The following is a 21,524-nucleotide window of genomic DNA, read 5'->3' as shown; positions in this document are numbered from 1 at the left end:
ATCGCCAGATGTACCGTGAGTGAATGCTAATAAAGGGCGAAACGGGTGGACATAATGTATGTTATTTGGCACCTGCTGCAAGTAAAAGGATCATCTGAAATGGCGCCAAAATGACCGAAACCCGGTCAAATGCGTATATCGCACTGGGCGGAAACCTCAAATTCTGCGACCTGCTGCCGCAGCACACGCTGGCTGCTGCGGTTGCCGACCTTGCCGGCGGACAGTGTCGGCTGCGCGCGGTTTCCCGATTCTACAGCACGCCCTGTTTCCCGGCGGGGACCGGTCCGGACTATGTGAACGCAGTGGTTCACGTTGAAACGGGCCTGTCACCTGAAGACCTGTTGCAAGAGCTGCATGGAATCGAAGCCCGGCATGCCCGCCAAAGGGAGCAGCGCTGGGGTATGCGAACTCTGGATCTGGATCTGGTCGACTACGCCGGAAGGGTTCTGCCGAACCCCGGTGAATACGATCGTTGGCGCAGCTTGCCGCTGGACGCTCAGATGCAGCGGGCGCCGGAGGAGTTGATTCTGCCGCATCCGCGCCTTCAGGATCGGGCCTTTGTTCTGGTCCCTTTGTGCGATATCGCGCCCGATTGGAGTCATCCTGTGCTGCTGAAATCGGCCAAAGACCTGCGCGATGCGCTGCCAAAAGCCGAAATCGACGCCGTAATCCCGATTTATTGACCTCAGGCGACCTTTTCTGCGCTTGTCAACAAAAACATATCGGCTTAGAAGTCTCCCTTCTGGACCCGCATAGATGATGGAGAGTCGCCCATGGCCCGCGTGACGGTTGAAGACTGTGTAGACAAGGTGCCCAACCGCTTTGAACTGGTGATGCTGGCTGCCCATCGTGCCCGTGAGATTTCGGCAGGCTCGCCGATCACTGTTGATCGCGACAACGACAAGAACCCCGTCGTGTCCCTGCGCGAGATCGCCGAAGAAACCCAAAGTGCGGATGAGCTTCGTGAACGCCTGATCGAGAGCAACCAGACCCAGATCGAAGTCGACGAGCCCGAAGAAGACCAGATGGCACTTCTGATGGGTGCCGAGAACGACAAACCCACCGAGGACGACATGTCCGAGGAGAAACTGCTGCGTGCACTGATGGAGGCCCAGGGGCAGGGCTGAGCATCGCACATATCACTACCTGAGGCTGCGGATCGGATATGACATCTCCCGAAATTTCCGCCGGAGACCTGATTGCTCTGGTCCGCAACTACAACCCCAAGACAAACGCTGACCGCATTGCCGCAGCTTATGAGTTCGGCAGGGAAATGCACGAAGGGCAGTTCCGCCACTCGGGGGAGCCCTATTTTTCGCATCCGGTCGCGGTCGCGGCGATCCTGACAGAGCAGCGGCTGGATGATGCGACCATCATCACCGCGCTTCTGCACGACACCATTGAAGATACCAAGGCCTCCTACGAGGAGGTCGCCCGCCGGTTCGGCGATGAGGTGGCGATGCTGGTAGATGGCGTCACCAAGCTGACCAATCTGCAGCTTTCCAGCCGGGAAACAAAGCAGGCCGAGAATTTCCGCAAGCTGTTCATGGCCATGTCCAAGGACCTGCGGGTTATCCTGGTGAAGCTGGCCGACCGCTTGCACAACATGCGCACGATCAAGGCGATGCGCCCGGAAAAACAGGCTCAGAAGGCGCGTGAAACCATGGACATCTATGCACCCTTGGCGGGCCGCATGGGTATGCAGTGGATGCGCGAAGAACTGGAAGATCTGGCCTTTCGCGTGCTCAATCCCGAAGGGCGCCAGTCGATTATCCGCCGCTTTGTCACGTTGCAGCGGGAAACCGGCGATGTGATACACCGGATCACAGGCGACATGCGTGCGGAACTCGACAAGGCCGGGATCGAGGCCGAAGTCTTTGGTCGCGCCAAGAAGCCCTATTCGATCTGGCGCAAGATGCAGGCCAAGGATCAGGGATTTTCACGTCTCTCCGACATCTACGGATTTCGCGTGATCACCCAGTCCGAAGAAGACAGCTACCGGGCACTGGGCGCCATTCACCAGCGCTGGCGCGCGGTGCCTGGACGGTTCAAGGACTACATCAGCCAGCCCAAGTCCAACGGCTATCGTTCAATCCACACCACCGTTTCGGGGCGGGACGGCAAGCGCGTCGAGGTGCAGATCCGCACCCGCCAGATGCATGACGTGGCCGAAACCGGTGTTGCGGCGCATTGGTCTTACCGGGACGGGGTGCGCTCGGAAAACCCCTTTGCGGTGGATCCGGCGAAATGGATCTCTTCGCTCACGGAACAGTTCGATGCCGAGGAGGATCACGACGAATTCCTCGAAGCGGTCAAACTGGAGATGTATTCCGATCAGGTCTTCTGCTTCACACCCAAAGGCGATGTGATCAAGCTGCCCAAGGGCGCAACGCCGATCGATTTTGCCTATGCAATCCATACCCGTATCGGTCACGCCTGCGTGGGCGCCAAGGTGGACGGAATCCGGGTGCCGCTTTGGTCGCGCCTGCGCAACGGCCAGTCGGTCGAGGTGATCACCGCCGAGGGTCAGACACCGCAGGTCAGCTGGCTGGAGATCGCCACCACCGGCAAGGCCCGCACCGCCATTCGCCGCTCCCTGCGGGAGGCGGACCGGGCAAGATTCGTAAAGCTGGGGCACGAATTGGCGCGCTCGGCCTTTGAGCATGTGAACCGCAAGGCGACGGACAAGGCGCTGGAAACCGCGGCCCGGGCCTTGCGCGTCAGCTCCGTGGACGAGCTGTTGGCGCGCCTCGGCGCAGCCGAGATCGTCGCGCATGATGTCGTGCAAGCAGTCTATCCGGACCTGACCGCCCACGAGGCCGAGGAAATTTCCATGCGCCGGGCGGTGATCGGCCTGGAGCCGGGCCAAAGCTTCGAGCGTGCCCCCTGCTGTCAGCCGCTTCCCGGAGAGCGGATCATCGGGATTACCTTCCGGGGGCAGGGCGTCGTTGTTCATGCAGCCGATTGTGATCGCCTGGGGGAATATGAGGATCAGCCGGAGCGCTGGGTCGACGTTCATTGGCACAGCGGAACGCACCCTGCGGTTTACAGCACCACACTTGAGATGATCATCGGAAATGATGCAGGAGTGTTGGGGCGAATTTGCACATTGATTGGTGAAAAGAAGGCCAATATTTCGGACCTGGAATTTGTTGACAGGAAACCGGACTTTTACCGGCTTATGATCAATGTTGAACTGCGGGATGTGGAACAGCTGCATTCCCTATTGTTGACACTGGAGGCGGAAAGTCATGTCGCCGAAGTGGTGCGGTTCCGGGAACAGCCGATGAAACGCACGATTCCGGGATAGTGGTTCGGCTGGAACTGGGAAGGACGCAGACCGTTGGTATTCAGGCGCCGGGACAGACGTCCGCCCCTACGTGCGGTTGCGGATTTTTTCTGGCCGCGTGGCGGTTGGACCCGCGCCTTTCACTACGTCAAGCATCGCGTCCGCAGGTTGCCCGATTCCCCTGAACGCATTGCACGCGGTGTCTGGGCTGGCGTTTTCACTACCTTCACACCGTTTTACGGTATGCACTTCGTGGTGGCCGCGATCATCGCGCGGCTGATGAATGGCAATATTCTGGCGGCGCTCAGCTCGACCTTTTTTGGCAATCCTCTCACTTATGTGCCGATCGGAGTCGTGTCGCTTCAGACCGGGCACTGGTTGCTCGGGACCGAATTTGACCAGGAGGTGGATAAATCCCTCGTTGGCAAATTTCTTGCCGCCGGCGACGATCTCAAGGACAATCTGTTCGCTCTTTACAGTGACCAGCCAGCCGACTGGCACGGGCTGCACCTGTTTTATGACGAGGTTTTCTATCCCTACATGGTCGGTGGCCTGATTCCGGGCGCGCTGACGGCGACGGTCTGCTATTTGATCAGCCTTCCTCTGATCAGGGCCTACCAGCAAAGGCGGCGGGCCAAGATCAAGGCCAAATTTGAAGAGATCAAGCGCCGCGCCGCGTTGGAAGGCACCGATGTTCAGCAGATGCCTGTCAAAAAGGGCCTGAAGACCAGCCTCAAATCCTCTCTGGGCGCGCGTGTCAAAAGGCGGGCGGACTAGGCCAGTTGGATTTGCGCCGTGAGCGCGCGAAATCGGGGTTGCTCCTGCGGCCTGCCCGTCTAGTCTCTGGCGCAGGACAATCCTTTCAGGATCAGGGATCATGACTGTGAACAAGGCAGAAAACCGGCTGCGGCTGGGAGTGAACATTGACCACGTGGCCACTGTGCGCAACGCCCGTGGTGGCGACAATCCGGACCCGGTACGCGCCGCCCTTCTGGCACAGAACGCAGGTGCCGATGGGATCACCGCGCATCTGCGCGAAGACCGTCGTCACATTATCGACAGTGACATCGACGGCATAATGAAGGTCCTGCGTGCGCCGCTCAATTTCGAGATGGCGGCAACAGAGGAGATGCAGTCCATCGCTCTACACCACAAGCCCCACGCGGTCTGCCTTGTTCCCGAAAGGCGCGAGGAGCGCACCACCGAGGGCGGTCTTGACGTGGCCGGGAATGACAATGCCCTGGCCAAATACATTGCGCCGCTCAGCGCGGCAGGCAGTCGGGTTTCCATGTTCATTGCTGCCGACAAGGCACAGGTGGAGGCCAGCCATCGCATCGGCGCCCCTGTGATCGAACTGCACGCAGGTGCCTATGCCGATGCCTGGGCCGAAGGGCGCTGGGATGTGCGCGATGCGGAGCTTGCCAAACTCACCGAGATGGCCGCCTATGCCGATGAACTGGGTCTGGAGGTCCATGTGGGTCATGGCCTGACCTATGACAGCGTAGGCCCGATTGCCGCCTTGCCGCAGGTAAAGGAGCTGAACATCGGCCATTTCCTGATGGGAGAGGCCATGTTTGTCGGCCTGCCTGCCGCCATCGCGGAAATGCGTCGACTGATGGACGCGGCACGGCAGGTGTAGCGGAATGGGCGCACCATCTTCGCTTCTTGCCGCGCTGGGCTGTTTGGCTGTATTCGCCTCCGCCCCGGCTTCGGCTCAAAGCCTTGAACCCTGTGACTGGGTAGCGTCGGCCGCAAATCTGGTCTCGCCATGGGAACAGAACAGCCGGACATACGCCAACGGTGCAATCCGCATTGCCCTGCTGGACACGGGCGGAGAGCCGGTCTGCTGCTCCCGTCATCTCCTGATCCTTTCGCCAGACCCCGAGTACGGACAAGCCTGCAATGTCATGTCCTTTGGGCAAGGCATGGGGTACTACGAGATTTTCCTGCCAAAGACCCGGTCCAGTTATGATCCGGCGCGCGGCCTTTCTTTGGTGGTACCTGTCGGCCAGTTCGATCCCGATACCGGGAGGGTGGATCTGGACAGCCTGAGTGCTGTGGTGGTGACAATCAATCAAGCCACGGGGCAGGTCACAGTGGAATAAGGCCTAGCCCGACAGGGGCCTTTGGCGCCCCTTGCTGCGTTGAGCGGAGGCTGCCATGTCGGGATGCATGAGCTGCGATCCGAACGGAAAGGGAAGACGATGATCCTTGGCATCGGCACCGATCTTGCCAATATCGAACGGATCCAGCGCACGCTGGATCGCTTTGGCGACCGGTTTCGAAACCGGGTTTTCACCGAGGTAGAGCAGCGAAAATCGGAACGCCGCCGCGATGTGGCAGGCACCTATGCCAAACGCTGGGCCGCCAAAGAGGCCTGCTCCAAGGCGCTGGGCACCGGCCTTCGCATGGGAATCGCCTGGAAGGACATGTCGGTCAGCAATCTGCGGACGGGCCAGCCGGTGATGCATGTGACCGGCTGGGCGGCCGAACGGCTGGCGAAAATGACCCCTCCGGGTCACGAAGCCTTCATCCACGTGACCCTGACCGACGATCACCCCTGGGCGCAGGCCATGGTTCTGATCGAGGCGCGACCCATTGCCGACCGTGGCTCCGAAACCAGCGGCGAAGCTTGACTTAGGCTCTGTCGGCCCGCATGTAGCCCCCGACCCAACTCTATTACACCGGAGAGCCCGATGACGGCCAAACACCATGCCGGACATTCGATCCTTGAGACGATCAAGACCATTGTCTATGCCCTGCTGATCGCGGGCGTCTTTCGCACGCTCTTCTTTCAGCCGTTCTGGATTCCGTCCGGCTCGATGAAAGAGACGCTGCTGATTGGCGATTTCCTTTTCGTGAACAAGATGGCTTACGGCTATTCCTACGCGTCCTGCCCCAGCGTTCGGCTCGGCTTTGTGGGGATCTACATCGATGCCGGTGACATCTGCGGTTTTCTGGATGGCGACAACAGCCGTATTCTGGGCAGCGAGCCCGAGCGCGGCGATGTGGTGGTCTTCCGTCACCCGGTGACAGGCACCGACTTTATCAAGCGTCTGGTCGGGCTGCCGGGGGATCGCATCCAGGTGAAAAACGGCGTCCTGCATATCAATGGCACCGCCGTGGCCCTGAAGGATGCGGGCGAATTCGAAGAGGTAATGGAGCGTCAGGGCCCCATGGGATCCTATCCGCGCTGCGAAAATGCTCCGGTTGGACAAGGCGCGACCTGCAAGAAAACGCGCCAGATCGAAACCCTGCCGGGCGGCACCGAGCATGTCGTCCTCAATATCGCCAATCAGGGCATGGATCACACCGGCGTTTACCAGGTCCCCGACGGTCACTACTTCTTCATGGGGGACAACCGCGACAACTCGAGCGACAGCCGACTGCCGCAGTCTGCCGGTGGCGTCGGTTTCGTCCCCTATGAAAACCTCATTGGTCGCGCGGACCGTATCATGTTCTCTTCTGCTGGCCGGTCGATGCTGTTTTTCTGGACCTGGCGCAGTGATCGTTTCTTCAAGGGGATCGAGTGAAGCTGTCAAAGGATATGCGCGCCCTCGAGGCGCGGATCGGCCATACCTTCGCCCGGCCTGACCTTTTGGTGCGCGCGCTGACACATGCGTCGGTCTCTTCTGCGACCCGGCAGGACAATCAGCGGCTGGAGTTTCTGGGCGACCGGGTGCTGGGTCTTGTGATGGCGACGGCTCTTCTGGAGCATGACAAGATGGCGACCGAAGGCCAGCTTGCGCCGCGTTTCAACGCGCTTGTGCGCAAGGAAGCCTGCGCCGATGTCGCGCGGGAGATCGATCTCGGCGCGGTGCTGAAACTGGGTAGGTCCGAGATGATGTCGGGCGGTCGGCGCAAGCTGGCCCTGCTTGGAGACGCGATGGAGGCGGTGATCGCCGCTGTCTACAAGGATGCCGGGTTCGAGGCCGCGCAGGCGATGATCCTGCGGCTGTGGGGTGACCGGGTCGGCGCCGTCGAAGAGGATGCCCGCGATCCCAAGACGGCGTTGCAGGAATACGTGCAGGCTCGTCGGCAGACGCCGCCATCCTATGTACAGGTTGCCCGCGAAGGGCCGGATCATCAGCCGATTTTCACCATTGCGGTGCGGCTCGAGGATGGCACAGAAGAACAGGCCTCTGCCGGGTCCAAACGTCAGGCCGAACAGGCCGCAGCCAAGGCCCTTTTGACACGATTGGAGCAAGACAAATGACCACACGCGCCGGGTTCATTGCCCTGATCGGAGAGCCGAACGCAGGCAAATCCACCCTTCTGAACCGTATGGTGGGGGCCAAGGTCTCGATCGTCACCCACAAGGTGCAGACCACCCGCGCCCGCATTCGCGGCGTGGCGATGGAGGGCGAGAGCCAGCTTGTTTTTGTCGACACACCGGGTCTTTTCAAACCCCGTCGGCGCCTGGACCGCGCCATGGTCGCTGCCGCCTGGGGCGGGGCTGCCGATGCGGATGTGGTCGTGCTGCTGATTGAGGCGCACCGGGGCGTAACCGAAGGCGTGGAGCGGATCCTCGAAGGATTGGGCGATATCGGACAGGGCCGCAAGGTGGCTTTGGCAATCAACAAGATCGACAAGGTTCAGGCCGAGGATCTTCTTGGCCTTACCAAGAAACTGAACGACGCCTACCCGTTTGCCGAGACCTTCCTGATTTCTGCCGAGCGCGGCCACGGCGTCGAGGATTTACGCCACTGGCTGGCCGAACAGGTGCCCGAGGGGCCGTGGCTGTACCCCGAAGATCAGATCGCAGATTTGCCGATGCGCATGATCGCGGCGGAAATGACCCGCGAGAAGCTGACCCTGCGTCTGCATCAGGAGCTGCCCTATCAGCTGACCGTCGAGACCGAGAATTGGGAAGAGCGCAAGGATGGATCAGCTAAGATCGACCAGGTGATTTACGTGGTCCGCGACGGCCATAAGGGCATCGTACTGGGCAAGCGCGGCGAAACGATCAAGGCCGTCAGCCAGGCCGCCCGCGCCGAGCTGGAAGAGTTCCTGGACCGCAAGGTCCACCTGTTCCTGCAGGTGAAGGTGCGGCCCAACTGGCTGGAAGAGGCGGAGCGCTACTCGGAAATGGGGCTCGACTTCAAAGACGGAAACGCATGAGCCGCCTGACGGCCCGTTTCTGGGTCGATGCCTATCTGGCCCGACTGAGGTTTCAGGAGATCCCGGCCTTCGTGACCGCCCATGGCGACGACACTGCGGGCGCGGTTCTGGTCAAGCTGAACACGTTGGATGGTCAGGCCGAGGCCTTTCACCGCTCCTACGATCTGATGAGCGGGGACCGCAAATGGATCTCTCTGGCGGCCGGGGCAGAGATGGATGTGGACACCGCCATCACCAAGCAGCGCGGGTTCGATCCCGACCTCTGGGTAATAGAGGTCGAGGACCGGCAGGGCCGGCATTTGCTGGACGAGCCGGGGCTGGAGTAGGCGATGGACTGGCGCGATCACGGCATCTTGCTGAGCCTGCGCCGCCACGGGGAAAGCGCGGCCATTATTGATGTTTTCACCGAAAGCCATGGCCGCCACGCGGGTGTGGTGCGCGGCGGGGCCGGGCGGCGCATGGCGCCGATCCTGCAACCGGGCGCACAGCTGGATCTGACCTGGCGGGCGCGGCTGGAGGAACACCTTGGCAGCTATCAGGCCGAACCTCTGCGCAGCCGCGCGGCGGCGGCCCTGTCGGGTCGGTTGGCGCTGGCGGGCCTGAATGCGGTGACGGCGCTGTTGTCCTTTTGCCTGCCGGAACGCGCGGCCTATCCCGCTCTTTACGCGCGCACAGAACAGCTTTTGGATCTGTTGGAGCAAGAGGAGCTTTGGCCGCTCGCCTATCTCCACTGGGAGGTTGCTCTGCTTGAGGAGATGGGATTCGGTCTGGATCTGACCGCCTGCGCCGTGACGGGCACGCAAGAGGGGCTGACCTATGTTTCCCCCAAAACCGGGCGCGCGGTGTCAAAGGCTGGCGCGGGGGAATGGGCGGATCGCCTGCTGCCGCTGCCACCGGTGCTGCTGGGGCAGGGAGAGGCCGCAAACAGTGAGATCTCCCTGGCCTTGGGCACCACAGGGCATTTCCTGGAACATCACCTGGCGCCCTCGCTGGGCAATCGCCCTCTGCCAGAGGCACGCGGACGGCTTTTGGACCTGATCAGCCGTCTGCATTGAATAGCAACTCGCCACCCGCCTCGTTTCGCAGGATCAGAACATCGCCTGCGACCTCGGCTTCGGTCATGCTTTGAAGTGCTTCAAGATAGCGTGTTTCCTCCAGCAAATCGGGGCAGACCGCGCGGGTGGCGGAAAGGTTCTTGGCTTCAAACCATGGATATGGCGCTGACAGCTCGGCGCGATAGGCATTGCAGGGTCCCTGACCTGCGATTTGGCCGGGCTTGGGGAATTCAAGGGTTGCCGTAGCAACATAGGTTTTGCCATTCATCTGGCTCAGCACCCATGTCTTTCCAGCCGCGCCATAGGCGGAGAGCGTTTCATCCCCTGCACAGGCTGCAAGCGGGATCATGGCTGCAGCTGTAAGCACGCCGCGCTTGCGAAAGGCTTGAAACAGGGTCTGGAGCATTGTCGTTCAGCTTCCTTCTTGTTCGATGAGGGTTGCGATTCTTGCGCCGATGGCTGCGCTGCCCTTGATCGACGGGTGGATCCGGTCAATGGCGTGAAAAGACAGATCGCCGTGGGGTACCAGGCCGTCCAGTGACAGGAAGAACACGCCTTCGTTTTCCTCAGCGAGCAATGCAACCCGGCGATCCAGCTCTTGTCCGTCCTTTTTGCAGTGATCAATGGGAGAGCCACGGCCCGGACTGCGCAGATAGCCGGTATAGATCACGCGGGCGCCGGTGGCGCGCAGTTGCGCGATCAGATCGGGGATCGCGCCATCGCTGGCATCCTTTGCCGCCAGCCGGTCCAGTTTGCGGGTGCAGGCGATACAGCCACAGCCGAGCCACAGATCATTGCCACCGCCGTTCACCACGATCCAGTCCCAGTCTCCCGGGCGAAACTGTTTGGGTATGTTCAGACCAGCAGCGCCAGTCAGGGGCAGGGGATAGATCATCCGGGCAGCAATGACCGAGCGGTCCACGACGGGCTCTTTCAGCGCGCTTTCCATGGCGTCAGAGACGGCCTGCCCGGTGCCGCCGTTCCACGCCAGCATGGAATCCCCCATGACCAGAATGCGGGCGTCCGGTTTGCGCGCGGGCGCCTCTCCGCAGCCGACAAGGGGCAGCAGGGTGGTCAAGAGGATCAGAACCGGGCGCAACAGTACAATCATGTCAAAGGTGTACCGCCGCATAGGTTGAAGGGAAACGGGAAATTGCACCGCCTCCTCCCCAACGGCGCAGCACAGCAAAAAAGAAGCCCGGCACAAAGGCCGGGCCAGTCGGGGATGTCCCCGGGGAGTGATCGTTGTGAGGGGGCCGTCAGGCCAGCAGGCGACGTGCAATCACCTGGGCCTGAATTTCGGCGGCCCCTTCGAAGATGTTCAGGATCCGGGCATCGCAGAGCACGCGGGAGATCTTGTACTCCAGCGCAAAGCCGTTGCCGCCGTGGATCTGCAAACCGTTGTCGGCGGCAGCCCAGGCGACGCGGGCGCCCAGAAGCTTGGCCATGCCGGCCTCAAGGTCGCAGCGGTGGCCGTTGTCCTTTTCCCAGGCCGAGAAATAGGTCAGCTGGCGCGCGACCATGATCTCTACCGCCATCATCGCCAGCTTGGACGACACGCGCGGGAAGTTGATCAGCGATTTGCCGAACTGCTTGCGGTCCTGGGCATACTGCATGGCGATATCGAGCGCCGACTGCGCGACGCCAATGGCGCGGGCTGCGGTCTGGATGCGGGCAGATTCAAAGGTCTCCATCAGCTGCTTGAAGCCCTTGCCTTCTTCACCGCCCAAAAGGTTCTCGCCTTTGACCTTGAACCCGTCAAAGCCCAGCTCGTATTCCTTCATGCCGCGATAGCCCAGCACCTCGATCTCGCCGCCGGTCATGCCTTCGGTGGGGAAGGGGTTTTCGTCGGTGCCGGGGATCTTTTCGGCCAGGAACATCGACAGGCCGCGGTGATCGGTGGTGTCGGGATTGGTGCGCGCCAAGAGGGTCATCACATGGGTGCGGGCCGCATGGGTGATCCAGGTCTTGTTGCCGGTGATCTCATAATCGCCATCGGCGTTCTTCACTGCGCGGGTGCGAAGGGAACCAAGGTCGGAACCTGTGTTCGGCTCGGTAAAGACTGCGGTGGGTAGGATTTCGGCGCTGGCGATCTTGGGCAGCCAGTTCGCTTTTTGCTCATCCGTGCCGCCGGCAATGATCAGCTCCGCCGCGATTTCCGAGCGGGTGCCAAGGCTGCCGACACCGATATAGCCGCGCGACAGTTCTTCTGAGACCACGCACATCGACGCCTTGGACAGGCCAAAGCCGCCAAATTCCTCGGGGATGGTCAGGCCGAAGACGCCCATTTCGGCCAGTTCCTCGATGATCTCGATCGGGATCAGCTCATCCTTGAGGTGCCATTCGTGGGCAAAGGGTTCGACTTTTTCCAGCGCATAGCGGCGGAACTGGTCGCGGATCATCTCCAGCTCTTCATCAAGGCCAGAGGCGCCGAACATGACCGAACCGGCCTGTTCCTGCATCAGCTCGACCAGTCGGGTACGGGCGGCGTTGGAGTTGCCGTCCCGGACCAGCGTCATGACCTCGGCAGTGTTCATTGCCTCTTCGGCGCTGGCATCAAGACCCAGATCCTGCAGGCGGATGATCTCACCCTGGTTCATCTGGATGCCGCCACGGATCTGCGCCAGGTATTCTCCAAAGGCGATCTGGTGGATCAGCTGCTCCAATTCATTGAACTTGCCTTCGCCATCCATGCGGGTGGCCCAGTTCTGCATCTGGCGCAGGCTGTAGACATAGGTGGCCAGCCACGACAGCCCGTGGGCTGCGGTCTGGTGCTGTTCCACCAGCGCGCCCGATACGCGGCCTTCAGCGGTCACCAGCTCGCGTACTGCGCTTTTGGCAGCGTCCAGAAGCTGGTCAAGCGGGGCAATGGTCGCTGCGGTCAATGTCAGCAACTGGGGGAGTACAATCGGCTTCATTTGCAAGTCTTGTCCGTCATGGGCCATGAATCACATCCTTCTTCGGTCGCTTGGTGGTAATCATTTCGCAGTTGCAGCGCAATAAAAATACGCCGCGATGCGGCATTTGGACCAAATATTTCGTCTTTATTTTGCCCGTGCAGCGATATGGAGGTATCGCTATGAAGAGGTATGACAAGCCTTTTTTCCGCATTCACGCCTGAAGATCTGGCCGCCGCCTTTGCCGTTGCCCTTGTTGCCGGGACGGTCAAAGGGCTGGTCGGTTTTGCCATGCCGATGATTCTCATATCGGGCCTCAGCATGTTCATGTCGCCGGAACTGGCGCTGGCCGGGCTGATATTGCCGACGCTGGTCACCAACGGGATGCAGGCCCTGCGTCAGGGCCTTGGGGCCGCGCTGCAATCGATGAAGCGGTTCCGCCTGTTCCTGCTTGTGGGACTGGTCTTCCTCTTGACCAGCGCGCAGCTGGTGCGGGTCCTGCCACAGGATGTCATGTTGCTGATCATCGGCGTCCCGGTGTCGCTGTTCGCACTGACGCAGCTGATGGGCAGGCAACTGACCCTTTCGAAACCCACCCGCCGGTCCGAAGCGCTGGTGGGCGGCTTTGCCGGGCTCATTGGCGGAATGTCGGGGATCTGGGGGCCGCCCACGGTGGCCTATCTGACCGCGCTCGGCACCGAAAAGAGCGAGCAGATCCGCGTGCAGGGGGTGATCTACGGCATGGGGGCCGTTGCGCTGTTGTTCGGCCATATCGCTTCGGGCGTGATGCGCGCAGAAACCGCGCCGTTCTCGGTCGCACTGATCCTGCCCGCGGTTCTGGGCATGTGGATCGGCGGGCGTCTGCATGACCGTATCGATCAGGTGGCCTTTCGCCGTGTGACATTGATCGTTCTTCTGGTCGCGGGCTTGAATTTGCTGCGCCGTGCCTTGATGCTGTGACAGTCGCCCAGCGACTGGGTGAAATCGGGGCAAAGTCAGCACACAGGGACAGTATCGATATGGGTAGCCGCCTGAGTGCAGATCAACTGGCCCTTGGATCCATCGTGATTTCCTTCGTTGTTCTGGGGCTGAAGCTGGTTGCCTGGTGGCTGACGGGCTCGATTGCGCTGTTTTCAGACGCCCTGGAATCCCTCGTCAACGTTGGCGGAGCCTTTCTGGCCTGGATGGCGGTGCGCTATGCCAGCCGCCCGGCGGACGCAGGTCACCCCTTTGGCCACCACAAGGCCGAATACTTTTCGGCGGTGGCCGAGGGGATCATGATCATCATCGCGGCCTTTCTGATCCTCGAACAGGCCATCTATGCCTTGTTGAGCCCGATGGCGCCTGCAGAATGGGGTTTTGCGGGGCTGTGGGTCAATGCGATCGCCATGGTGGTGAACCTGCTGTGGGCGCGGCTTCTGATCGGGCGCGGCGGCGCGCTCAAATCTCCGGCGCTGGTGGCAGGCGGGCGGCATCTGATGAGCGATGTCTGGACCTCGGTAGGGGTGCTGGTCGGCCTTGGGCTGGCGCTATGGTCCGGGTGGAGCTGGCTCGACCCCGCTTTGGCGCTGATCGTAGCGATCAACATTCTTCGTGAGGGCTTTGGCGTTGTGACCGCCTCCGTGAACGGTCTGATGGATTCCGCCGCCCCGAGCGAAGAGCGTGAAGAGATCGAAGAGATCATTCACCGCTCGGCCGAAGGGGCGCTGCAGGTGCATGGGCTCAAGACCCGCCGGGCGGGCAAGGCTCTGTTCGTGGAGTTTCACATGGTGGTTGCGGGGATGATGACGGTGCGCGCCGCGCATGACATCTGCGACCGGGTCGAGGATGCGATCCGCGCCAAATTGCCCGAAGCGAATGTCAATATCCACGTGGAGCCAGAATACAAGCTCGAGGATACCGGCATTTCCCCGCGCTGAGGCAATTGCATTTCCCGTTTGGTTGTCCTTTAACTCGCCCTACGGGGGAGAAGCGGATGGAGAATGCTGCATGATTATGGAATGGGGAAAGTTGTTGAACCCGGGGCGTCTGTGTCGACCGGATTTCGAGGAAAAGCCGGGCCGCCCCGCCTATTTGCAGGATCATGACCGGATCCTGTTTTCCGAGCCCTTCCGCCGTCTGGCCCAGAAAACCCAGGTTCATCCGCTGCACGATCATGACCACGTGCATCACCGGATGATCCATAGCATGGAAACGGTCAGTGTTGGGCGGTCGCTGGGCGCGGGGGTTGGCGCTGCGCTTGAGGACAAGAAGAGGATATCGGATGAGCAAATCAGCAGATTATCCGGTCATATCCAAGCCGCATGTCTAATGCATGATATTGGCAACCCACCTTTCGGACATTCGGGGGAAGACACAATCGGCAGTTGGTTCTCTAAGCACTTTAAAGGTAGCGGCGGGCTATTTGAGGCAATTCCTGAAAGCCAGAGAAATGAGTTTCGCAAATTCGAGGGGAATGCCCAGGGTCTCAGGATTGTGGGCAGGTTGGAATACGGTCAGCAAGATGGTGGCCTTCGCCTAAGCTATGCCACTCTCGGTGCTTTTATGAAGTATCCCTGTACCCGTGAAATGCATGACGAGATGAAGGTGGAGGATGAGATTCCTTACGTAGGCTTGAAAAAATTCGGTGTATTTGCATCGGATGCGCCGCTGTTTGAGGAAATCGCCGACGCTTTGGGCTTGATCCGCGAAAGCCAAGGCTGGTGTCGCCGCCATCCGCTCGCCTTTCTCGTCGAGGCAGCGGACGATATCTGCTACCGCATTCTGGATACAGAAGATGCTGCAACTATGGGTGACCTTCAGGTTCTGGAGGTTGTCGAAGCTCTTGAAGGAATCGCGGGTAAGGCCAACTACATGCCAACAATTCCAGCGCGAGAGCGAATCGGTGCGCTCAGAGCGGTTGCGATAACCGGGGCAATTGCAGGTGCCGTTGAAGCCTTCATGAACAATTATGATGCTATCATGATGGGCGAGTTCAACAGCGATCTTGTTGGGGCTTCATCTAAGGCTGATGGGTTCCAGAAGCTGGAGGACTTGGCGAACACTCGGATTTTCGTTGCGCGTCGGAAAACTGAACTTGAAGTTTCCGGGCGCCAGATCCTGCATAGTATTCTCGACCACTTTTATATGTTGTTCGAGGACTTGAAAGACTGCCAGTGGAATCAGGCCAAGCTGGAAGAGGAGAATTCCCACTGGGTCAAACTGATCCGGGCCGTGGATCTGGACCTGCGCGGCGTCCAGGATGACTACACGGCGCTGCACTCGCTTGCCGATTTCGTCTCGGGCATGACAGACCGCTATGCGGTCAAGGTGCGTGACATGGTCGAAGGGCGTATTCCAGCCGGTTGAACCATACCGGATCGGATCAATGAAAAACCCCGGCACATGGCCGGGGTTTTCTGTTTCTGACGTCGCGCGCGGGTTTAGCTGATCGCTGCGGCTTTCACGTCTTCGTCGATATAGGGAAGGTACTGCTCGAAGTTGTCCGAGAACATCTTGACCAGTTTGGCGGCCTGCTTGTCATAGGCTTCCTGATCGTCCCAGGTACGGCGCGGATCCAGCAGAACCTCGGGCACGCCGGGCACATCCACCGGAACGTCAAAGCCAAAGTTGCTGTCCTTGCGGAACTCGACCTCGGCCAGCGAACCGTCCAGCGCGGCAGTCAGCAGCGCGCGGGTCGCCTTGATGGGCATGCGCGAGCCGATGCCATAGGCGCCGCCGGTCCAGCCGGTGTTGACCAGCCAGCAGGTCGCGCCGTGCTGGGCGATCTTGTCACGCAAGAGGTTGCCGTAAACCTCGGGGCGGCGCGGCATGAAAGGCGCACCAAAGCAGGTGGAGAAGGTGGGCTCGGGCTCGGTCACGCCGCGCTCGGTGCCGGCCACCTTGGAGGTGAAGCCCGACAGGAAGTGATACATCGCCTGCGCCGGGGTCAGCCGCGCGATCGGAGGCAGAACACCAAAGGCGTCGCAGGTCAGCATGATGATGTTCTTGGGGTGGCCGCCGCGCGCCGTTTCGGAGGCGTTGGAGATGTAGTTGAGCGGATAGGCGCAACGCATGTTAGCTGTCAGGCTGTCGTCATCAAAGTCGAGTTCAAAGGTCTCGGGGTCGAAGACCATGTTCTCGATCACGGTGCCGAACTTTTCGGTGGTGGCGTAGATCTCCGGTTCCGCCTCGGGGTTGAGGTTGATGGTCTTGGCGTAGCAGCCGCCTTCGAAGTTGAAGGTGCCGTTGTCGGCCCAGCCGTGCTCGTCATCGCCGATCAGCACGCGGTCGGGGTCGGCGGACAGGGTGGTCTTGCCGGTTCCCGACAGGCCAAAGAAGACGGCGGCATCCACCGGGTTGCCCTTGGCGTGGTTGGCCGAGCAGTGCATCGGCATGATGCCTTTTTCGGGCAAGAGGTAGTTCAGCAGGGTAAAGACGGATTTCTTGTTCTCGCCCGCGTATTCGGTGCCGCCGATCAGGATCACCTTCTTGTCGAAATTGAGCGCGATCACGGTTTCGGAACGGCAGTTGTGCTTGGCCGGATCTGCCTGGAAGCTGGGGCAGTTGATGATGGTGAAATCGGCCAGAAAGTCATCCAGATCCTCGCGCGCGGGGCGGCGCAGCAGGTGACGGATGAAGAGGTTGTGCCAGGCCAGTTCGGTCACCATGCGCACGTTGATGGCATGGGCCGGATCAGCGCCGCCGACCAGGTCCTGCACGAAATAGTCGCGGCCCTTCATGTGCTCCAGCATGTCGGCGTAAAGCGCATCAAAACCTTCCGGGCTCATCTCGGCGTTGTTTTCCCACCAGATGGTGTCTGCGACGCTGGCCGTCTTGACCACGTGTTTGTCCTTGGGGGAGCGGCCGGTGAATTTGCCGGTGGTGACCAGAAAGGCACCACCATTGCCGAGGGTGCCTTCTTCGCGTTTCAGGGCCGCTTCGATTAGCGCGGGCTCCATCAGGTTATAGTAGACATTGCCCAGACCCTCGATACCTTGATCCTCGAGGCGGAAATTCGGGTTCACCCGTCCTGATGCCGTGCCTGATGTCATGTGTTCTTTCTCCTGTGGCGGCCAGATGACCGCATACATTTAAAGCCGCGCCCTTGCGCAAATTCGCCGGTATCGACACCGGTAGTCGGGGTCTTAACATGACGTTTTGTGCGGTGAACAGGACGCTTTGGCGCAGTTAGCGCCATCACGGCAATGTTTAGCGCAACCATCGCTCCGACGCCGGGAGGGAGGGCAGATCTTTAGTCCGCGCTAAGACATTTTTGCCCAAATTGGGCCTCATCGCAGTCATGATTCGCCAATGGGGATTGATTCGGAGCCGTGAAACGGCGATTAAGGAATATAAAAAGCGACAAGCTGAGCAGTGATTAAGGGGCGCTTTCAATGTCAAAGATTGCTTTGGTGGACGACGACAGAAACATCCTGACCTCGGTGGCCATGACGCTCGAGGCCGAGGGGTTCGAGGTCGAGACCTACAACGATGGCCAGGCGGCGCTGGATGCTTTCAACAAGAAGCTTCCGGACATGGCTGTTCTGGACATCAAGATGCCGCGTATGGACGGCATGGATCTGTTGCAGCGTCTGCGCCAGAAAACCCAGATGCCGGTGATCTTTCTCACCTCCAAGGATGATGAGATCGACGAGGTTCTGGGCCTTCGCATGGGGGCGGATGACTACGTCAAGAAACCCTTCTCGCAGCGTCTGTTGGTGGAACGCATCCGCGCCCTGTTGCGGCGCCAGGAAGCAATCAGCGGAGATGCCGCCGAAGGTGGCGCCGTGGCCGAGACCAAAGTGATGGAACGCGGCAACCTGCGGATGGACCCCCTGCGCCATGCCGTGAGCTGGAAAGGCAAGGACGTGTCCCTGACCGTGACCGAATTCCTGCTGTTGCAGGCGCTGGCGCAACGCCCCGGCTTCGTCAAAAGCCGCGATCAGCTGATGGACGTCGCCTACGACGATCAGGTCTACGTCGACGACCGGACCATCGACAGCCATATCAAGCGCCTGCGCAAGAAGATGCGCAGCGCCGATCCGGATTTTGCGGCGATCGAGACGCTGTATGGTATCGGTTACCGGTACAACGAAGAGTAAGAGCCGATACCGGCGTTGGAAGGGCAGGCGCATATGCGCGATACCGGCAAAGCGGAACATGCGTCCGATCACGATGTAGTCCTCGGGGAAGACTGGGTCTCCCCGGAGCAGTCCGTGACCGAAGAGGTGCAGGTGCGCCGGGCCAGACGCAGCTTCTTCTCGCTCAAAGGCTCGCCGCTGACCCGCAAGATCATCACGTTCAATCTGATTGCTCTGATCATCCTGGTTGCGGGGATTCTCTACCTGAACTCGTCCCGTCAAAGCCTTGTGCGGCAAAAAGCGGGCGCCTTGGTCGCCGAGGCGTCACTGATCTCGGATGTCTTTGAGGCCGAGCTACCGAGTGCAGGTGCCGTAAGTTTTGCGACCGGAGACGGTATCGACGCGGAGCAGACGCTGTCGGGGCTGACCTTGCGTGGCGGCGTTGAGGCTATGGTGTTTGATTCCAGCGGTACGATGATCGCAAGCGTAACCGGTGTGGCCCGCTCTGACGCGCTGAATGCATTGAATGAAAGCGAATCCGGCAAGACGCTGATCAGCGATGGTCTGTCGGCCCTCTGGTCCGCAGTTGGTGGACTGTTCAAGTCCGGTGATGCGGTGCGTGCACAGGCGCCATCGCTTGAGGAACAACTGGGGGCTTTGGCCGAACGCACCCTCAGTGCCGGAGCCACGATCGATACGGCGGTAGACACACGCGGGGGCACGGTCTTCTCTGCGGCGGCCCCCATCATTCACAACGGTCAGGCAATTGGCGTTGTGGCGCTGGCCTCTCCCATCGGGGAAATCGACGCCTTGGTGCGCAGCGAACGCGAGCGCGTTCTGCAGATGTTCGTGATCGCACTTTTGGTGTCCATCGGGCTCAGCCTGGTTCTGGCCTCGACAATAGCAAACCCGCTGGCGGATCTGGCCGAAGCGGCAGAAAGCGGTCGTGACCGCGGCGGGCGCAAGGCACAGCCGGGCCGCGTGCGCATTCCTGACCTCTCTGCCCGCCCCGACGAGATTGGCCGCCTGAGCCTTGCGCTGCGCGGAATGGTAAAAGCGCTCTACAGTCGCATCGATAGTAACGAACAATTTGCAGCTGATGTGGCACATGAGATCAAGAACCCTCTCGCCAGCCTTCAGTCGGCGGTTGGGACGTTGCGCATGGTGAAGCGTGAAGATCAGCGGGAGAAGCTTATGGAAGTTATTGAGCATGACGTTCGCCGCCTTGATCGGCTGGTAAGCGATATCTCGAATGCCTCCAGGCTGGATGCCGAGCTGGTCAAGGAAGAGGAAGAGGAATTCGACCTGCTGAAGATGCTGACGAATCTCAACCAATTCCTTGGCGAAGATGCGCGCGGCCAGGGGATCGATTACATCACCGACCTGCCGGCGCAGCCTATCATTATCCACGGACTTGAGGCCCGTCTTGCACAGGTGTTCGTAAACCTGATCACCAATGCGATTTCCTTCTGCGAAGAAGGCGATGCCATCCGCGTCTGGGCCCGCCGCCGCGCCAACCGGGTTCTGGTGGTGGTCGAGGATACCGGACCGGGGATCCCTGAACAGGCGCTCTCCAACATTTTCAAACGTTTCTATTCTCAGCGCCCGGAAGAGCATTTCGGAAACAACTCCGGCCTTGGGCTCGCGATTTCGAAACAGATCGTCGAGGCCCATGGTGGTGTGATCTGGGCTGAGAATATTCGCCCGACGGAGGTGGATATCACGTCCGAACCGCTTGGCGCGCGTTTCGTGGTCGGCCTGCCGGTCTGATCCGCGCTTCTGAATGTCCGGCATCAGCGACCTCTGCCTCCATGCCACTTGCGTGGCACTGCACGGTCGGGCGCTATTGATCCGGGGGCAAGCAGGAAGCGGGAAATCCGGACTTGCCTTGCAGCTGATGGCCTTTGGGGCCGAGTTGGTGTCTGACGACAGGGTGCTGTTGCGTGAGCAAGACGGGCATCTTCATGCGCGGGCGCCTGAAGCCATCGCCGGACTGATTGAAGCGCGTGGTATCGGGGTTTTGATCGCCAAATGCGCAGATGAGACGCCGGTGTGTGCAATTGTGGATCTGGACAGGGTTGAAGTCGACCGGCTTCCGGCACAGGTATTCGAGCTGATACGAGGGATCAGACTGCCGGTCCTGCGCCGCGTGGAAGCGGCGCATTTCGCACCGGCCCTGATCCAATATCTCAAACGCGGAGCCATGGACCCGGATGCCTGACGCCACTCCTGAAACACCGCCCGTTGTCCTGGTCACGGGACCCTCTGGGGCGGGGCGCACCAGCGCGATCAACGTGCTTGAGGATCTCGGGTTCGAGGCGATAGACAACCTGCCGCTGCTGCTTTTGCCAAAACTGATCGAGGCTGCCGGAATCTCGGCTCCGATGGCGCTGGGTCTCGACAGCCGCAACCGGGATTTTTCGCCCGCCGCGTTATTGGACATGATCGACATGCTGGCAGGGCGGAGAGATGCCAAACTCTCGGTTCTTTACCTCGACGCCCGCCCGGAGGTCCTGCTGCGGCGCTATTCAGAAACCCGGCGCAGGCATCCCCTGGCACCGGCCGAGACACCGGAGGTTGGCGTTGCGCGTGAGCTGGACCTGATGGCCCAGATCAGGGAGCGGGCGGATATCCTGCTCGACACCTCGGAAATGAACGTGCACCAGCTCAAGGCCGAGATCGAGCACTGGTTTGCCCCGCATGGCCGCGCCCTGGCTGTTTCGGTGCAGAGCTTTTCCTACAAACGCGGTGTGCCGCGCAGCGTGGACCTGGTGTTCGATTGCCGGTTTCTGGCCAATCCCTATTGGCAAGAGGAGTTGCGCGCACTGAACGGGTGTGACGGTGCTGTACAGGCTTACGTGAAGGCCGACCCTTTGTTCGATGGGTTTATCTCGCGCGTGATCGACATGGTCAGTTTCCTTTTGCCAGCCGTGCGGCAGGAAGGAAAATCACACCTTTCTATCGCATTCGGCTGTACCGGCGGGCAACACCGTTCGGTGACACTGGCAGAAACCCTCGCCAAGACCCTTGCAGAAGACGGACAGCAGGTGTCAATTAGGCATCGCGAGCTGCAAAGCTAGCCACAAAACGGAGAGGCCGG

23 protein-coding genes are annotated in these 21,524 nt (G+C 60.4%); 19 read left to right on the top strand and 4 right to left on the bottom strand.

The genetic code is table 11. The features are described from left to right. The first annotated feature begins 110 nt into the window (after positions 1–110). The 12 genes from folK (at position 111) to recO (ending at position 9,465) form a co-directional block, all read left to right on the top strand. A complete protein-coding gene (gene folK / locus AADA15_RS11980; RefSeq protein WP_341641787.1) occupies positions 111–683 on the top strand; it encodes a 2-amino-4-hydroxy-6-hydroxymethyldihydropteridine diphosphokinase in 573 nt (190 codons plus the stop codon). A 90-nt stretch (positions 684–773) separates the two neighbouring features. Further along, entirely contained in the window at positions 774–1,127 is a 354-nt protein-coding gene (rpoZ, locus tag AADA15_RS11975; protein ID WP_341641786.1) for a DNA-directed RNA polymerase subunit omega, read from the top strand. Between the two features lie 38 nt (positions 1,128–1,165). Next, a complete protein-coding gene (locus tag AADA15_RS11970; RefSeq protein ID WP_341641785.1) occupies positions 1,166–3,310 on the top strand; it encodes a RelA/SpoT family protein in 2,145 nt (714 codons plus the stop codon). A 33-nt stretch (positions 3,311–3,343) separates the two neighbouring features. Further along, complete coding sequence (locus tag AADA15_RS11965) at positions 3,344–4,066, top strand: DUF2062 domain-containing protein (RefSeq protein ID WP_341641784.1); 723 nt, start codon at positions 3,344–3,346, stop codon at positions 4,064–4,066. Between the two features lie 100 nt (positions 4,067–4,166). Then, positions 4,167–4,928 (top strand): pyridoxine 5'-phosphate synthase, encoded by a 762-nt coding sequence (locus tag AADA15_RS11960; protein WP_341641783.1) that lies wholly within the window; start codon positions 4,167–4,169, stop codon positions 4,926–4,928. A 4-nt stretch (positions 4,929–4,932) separates the two neighbouring features. Next, positions 4,933–5,394, top strand: coding sequence for a hypothetical protein (locus tag AADA15_RS11955; protein WP_341641782.1), 462 nt, complete (start codon positions 4,933–4,935; stop codon positions 5,392–5,394). Between the two features lie 99 nt (positions 5,395–5,493). After that, a complete protein-coding gene (gene acpS / locus AADA15_RS11950; RefSeq protein WP_341641781.1) occupies positions 5,494–5,925 on the top strand; it encodes a holo-ACP synthase in 432 nt (143 codons plus the stop codon). Positions 5,926–5,985: 60 nt separating this feature from the next. After that, on the top strand, positions 5,986–6,822 hold the full coding sequence (gene lepB / locus AADA15_RS11945) for a signal peptidase I (RefSeq protein ID WP_341641780.1): 837 nt from the start codon (positions 5,986–5,988) through the stop codon (positions 6,820–6,822). After that, positions 6,819–7,505 (top strand): ribonuclease III, encoded by a 687-nt coding sequence (rnc, locus tag AADA15_RS11940; protein WP_341641779.1) that lies wholly within the window; start codon positions 6,819–6,821, stop codon positions 7,503–7,505. Before lepB ends, rnc begins: the two co-directional genes overlap by 4 nt. Beyond that, on the top strand, positions 7,502–8,410 hold the full coding sequence (gene era / locus AADA15_RS11935) for a GTPase Era (protein ID WP_341641778.1): 909 nt from the start codon (positions 7,502–7,504) through the stop codon (positions 8,408–8,410). Before rnc ends, era begins: the two co-directional genes overlap by 4 nt. Further along, positions 8,407–8,736, top strand: coding sequence for a DUF1491 family protein (locus AADA15_RS11930; RefSeq protein WP_341641777.1), 330 nt, complete (start codon positions 8,407–8,409; stop codon positions 8,734–8,736). The genes era and AADA15_RS11930 overlap by 4 nt, the downstream gene beginning before the upstream one ends. 3 nt (positions 8,737–8,739) lie before the next feature. Further along, the gene (gene recO / locus AADA15_RS11925; RefSeq protein WP_341641776.1) at positions 8,740–9,465 is read left to right on the top strand and encodes a DNA repair protein RecO; all 726 of its coding nucleotides are present in this window, start codon (positions 8,740–8,742) and stop codon (positions 9,463–9,465) included. Here the strand turns inward: recO and AADA15_RS11920 are convergent. The 3 genes from AADA15_RS11920 to AADA15_RS11910 form a co-directional block, all read right to left on the bottom strand. Continuing rightward, complete coding sequence (locus AADA15_RS11920; RefSeq protein WP_341641775.1) at positions 9,449–9,871, bottom strand: META domain-containing protein; 423 nt, start codon at positions 9,869–9,871, stop codon at positions 9,449–9,451. The two genes, recO and AADA15_RS11920, sit on opposite strands and share 17 nt — an antisense overlap. Before the next feature lie 6 nt (positions 9,872–9,877). Beyond that, entirely contained in the window at positions 9,878–10,576 is a 699-nt protein-coding gene (locus tag AADA15_RS11915; protein ID WP_341641774.1) for an SGNH/GDSL hydrolase family protein, read from the bottom strand. A gap of 148 nt (positions 10,577–10,724) precedes the next feature. Beyond that, on the bottom strand, positions 10,725–12,410 hold the full coding sequence (locus AADA15_RS11910; RefSeq protein WP_341641773.1) for an acyl-CoA dehydrogenase family protein: 1,686 nt from the start codon (positions 12,408–12,410) through the stop codon (positions 10,725–10,727). A gap of 144 nt (positions 12,411–12,554) precedes the next feature. On the opposite strand from AADA15_RS11910, the gene AADA15_RS11905 reads away from it, so the two are divergent. The 3 genes from AADA15_RS11905 to dgt all read left to right on the top strand — a co-directional run bounded on the left by AADA15_RS11905 (position 12,555) and on the right by dgt (position 15,710). Further along, positions 12,555–13,322: a sulfite exporter TauE/SafE family protein gene (locus AADA15_RS11905; RefSeq protein ID WP_341641772.1), complete on the top strand. Its 768-nt coding sequence runs from the start codon at positions 12,555–12,557 to the stop codon at positions 13,320–13,322. Between the two features lie 59 nt (positions 13,323–13,381). Continuing rightward, positions 13,382–14,281 (top strand): cation diffusion facilitator family transporter, encoded by a 900-nt coding sequence (locus AADA15_RS11900; RefSeq protein ID WP_341641771.1) that lies wholly within the window; start codon positions 13,382–13,384, stop codon positions 14,279–14,281. 76 nt (positions 14,282–14,357) lie between these two features. After that, positions 14,358–15,710, top strand: a complete 1,353-nt coding sequence (dgt, locus tag AADA15_RS11895; protein ID WP_437343194.1) for a dGTP triphosphohydrolase — start codon at positions 14,358–14,360, stop codon at positions 15,708–15,710. 74 nt (positions 15,711–15,784) lie between these two features. Here dgt and AADA15_RS11890 read toward each other — a convergent pair whose 3' ends face one another. Next, complete coding sequence (locus AADA15_RS11890; RefSeq protein ID WP_341641769.1) at positions 15,785–17,395, bottom strand: phosphoenolpyruvate carboxykinase; 1,611 nt, start codon at positions 17,393–17,395, stop codon at positions 15,785–15,787. A 342-nt stretch (positions 17,396–17,737) separates the two neighbouring features. Here AADA15_RS11890 and AADA15_RS11885 point away from each other — a divergent pair, with 342 nt between their 5' ends. The 4 genes from AADA15_RS11885 to rapZ are packed head-to-tail and all read left to right on the top strand — an operon-like array spanning position 17,738 to position 21,504. After that, positions 17,738–18,445: a response regulator transcription factor gene (locus AADA15_RS11885; protein WP_341641768.1), complete on the top strand. Its 708-nt coding sequence runs from the start codon at positions 17,738–17,740 to the stop codon at positions 18,443–18,445. Between the two features lie 33 nt (positions 18,446–18,478). After that, on the top strand, positions 18,479–20,194 hold the full coding sequence (locus AADA15_RS11880; protein ID WP_341641767.1) for a sensor histidine kinase: 1,716 nt from the start codon (positions 18,479–18,481) through the stop codon (positions 20,192–20,194). A 13-nt stretch (positions 20,195–20,207) separates the two neighbouring features. Further along, positions 20,208–20,645 carry an HPr kinase/phosphorylase gene (locus tag AADA15_RS11875; protein WP_341641766.1) on the top strand — a complete coding sequence of 146 codons (438 nt, stop codon included), beginning with the start codon at positions 20,208–20,210 and terminating at the stop codon, positions 20,643–20,645. Further along, positions 20,638–21,504, top strand: a complete 867-nt coding sequence (gene rapZ, locus AADA15_RS11870) for an RNase adapter RapZ (RefSeq protein ID WP_341641765.1) — start codon at positions 20,638–20,640, stop codon at positions 21,502–21,504. Before AADA15_RS11875 ends, rapZ begins: the two co-directional genes overlap by 8 nt. Positions 21,505–21,524 lie beyond the last annotated feature (20 nt).

This window comes from Phycobacter sedimenti (assembly GCF_038148855.1).
Taxonomy (GTDB): Bacteria; Pseudomonadota; Alphaproteobacteria; order Rhodobacterales; family Rhodobacteraceae; genus Phycobacter; species Phycobacter sedimenti.
Note: the sequence above shows the minus strand (reverse complement) of the source record. Positions and strands in the feature narration are given on the sequence as shown.

What these genes read in the sequence shown, in the direction of transcription:
- AADA15_RS11905 (WP_341641772.1), top strand. Translation starts at nt 12,555, where the DNA reads ATGACAAGCCTTTTTTCCGCATTCACGCCTGAAGATCTGGCCGCCGCC.
- AADA15_RS11960 (WP_341641783.1), top strand. Translation starts at nt 4,167, where the DNA reads ATGACTGTGAACAAGGCAGAAAACCGGCTGCGGCTGGGAGTGAACATT.
- acpS (WP_341641781.1), top strand. Translation starts at nt 5,494, where the DNA reads ATGATCCTTGGCATCGGCACCGATCTTGCCAATATCGAACGGATCCAG.
- AADA15_RS11885 (WP_341641768.1), top strand. Translation starts at nt 17,738, where the DNA reads ATGTCAAAGATTGCTTTGGTGGACGACGACAGAAACATCCTGACCTCG.
- rapZ (WP_341641765.1), top strand. Translation starts at nt 20,638, where the DNA reads ATGCCTGACGCCACTCCTGAAACACCGCCCGTTGTCCTGGTCACGGGA.
- folK (WP_341641787.1), top strand. Translation starts at nt 111, where the DNA reads ATGACCGAAACCCGGTCAAATGCGTATATCGCACTGGGCGGAAACCTC.
- AADA15_RS11920 (WP_341641775.1), bottom strand. Translation starts at nt 9,871, where the DNA reads ATGCTCCAGACCCTGTTTCAAGCCTTTCGCAAGCGCGGCGTGCTTACA.
- AADA15_RS11915 (WP_341641774.1), bottom strand. Translation starts at nt 10,576, where the DNA reads ATGATTGTACTGTTGCGCCCGGTTCTGATCCTCTTGACCACCCTGCTG.
- rpoZ (WP_341641786.1), top strand. Translation starts at nt 774, where the DNA reads ATGGCCCGCGTGACGGTTGAAGACTGTGTAGACAAGGTGCCCAACCGC.
- AADA15_RS11900 (WP_341641771.1), top strand. Translation starts at nt 13,382, where the DNA reads ATGGGTAGCCGCCTGAGTGCAGATCAACTGGCCCTTGGATCCATCGTG.
- recO (WP_341641776.1), top strand. Translation starts at nt 8,740, where the DNA reads ATGGACTGGCGCGATCACGGCATCTTGCTGAGCCTGCGCCGCCACGGG.
- AADA15_RS11910 (WP_341641773.1), bottom strand. Translation starts at nt 12,410, where the DNA reads ATGGCCCATGACGGACAAGACTTGCAAATGAAGCCGATTGTACTCCCC.
- AADA15_RS11955 (WP_341641782.1), top strand. Translation starts at nt 4,933, where the DNA reads ATGGGCGCACCATCTTCGCTTCTTGCCGCGCTGGGCTGTTTGGCTGTA.
- AADA15_RS11880 (WP_341641767.1), top strand. Translation starts at nt 18,479, where the DNA reads ATGCGCGATACCGGCAAAGCGGAACATGCGTCCGATCACGATGTAGTC.
- lepB (WP_341641780.1), top strand. Translation starts at nt 5,986, where the DNA reads ATGACGGCCAAACACCATGCCGGACATTCGATCCTTGAGACGATCAAG.
- AADA15_RS11930 (WP_341641777.1), top strand. Translation starts at nt 8,407, where the DNA reads ATGAGCCGCCTGACGGCCCGTTTCTGGGTCGATGCCTATCTGGCCCGA.
- AADA15_RS11890 (WP_341641769.1), bottom strand. Translation starts at nt 17,395, where the DNA reads ATGACATCAGGCACGGCATCAGGACGGGTGAACCCGAATTTCCGCCTC.
- dgt (WP_437343194.1), top strand. Translation starts at nt 14,358, where the DNA reads ATGGAATGGGGAAAGTTGTTGAACCCGGGGCGTCTGTGTCGACCGGAT.
- AADA15_RS11875 (WP_341641766.1), top strand. Translation starts at nt 20,208, where the DNA reads ATGTCCGGCATCAGCGACCTCTGCCTCCATGCCACTTGCGTGGCACTG.
- era (WP_341641778.1), top strand. Translation starts at nt 7,502, where the DNA reads ATGACCACACGCGCCGGGTTCATTGCCCTGATCGGAGAGCCGAACGCA.
- AADA15_RS11970 (WP_341641785.1), top strand. Translation starts at nt 1,166, where the DNA reads ATGACATCTCCCGAAATTTCCGCCGGAGACCTGATTGCTCTGGTCCGC.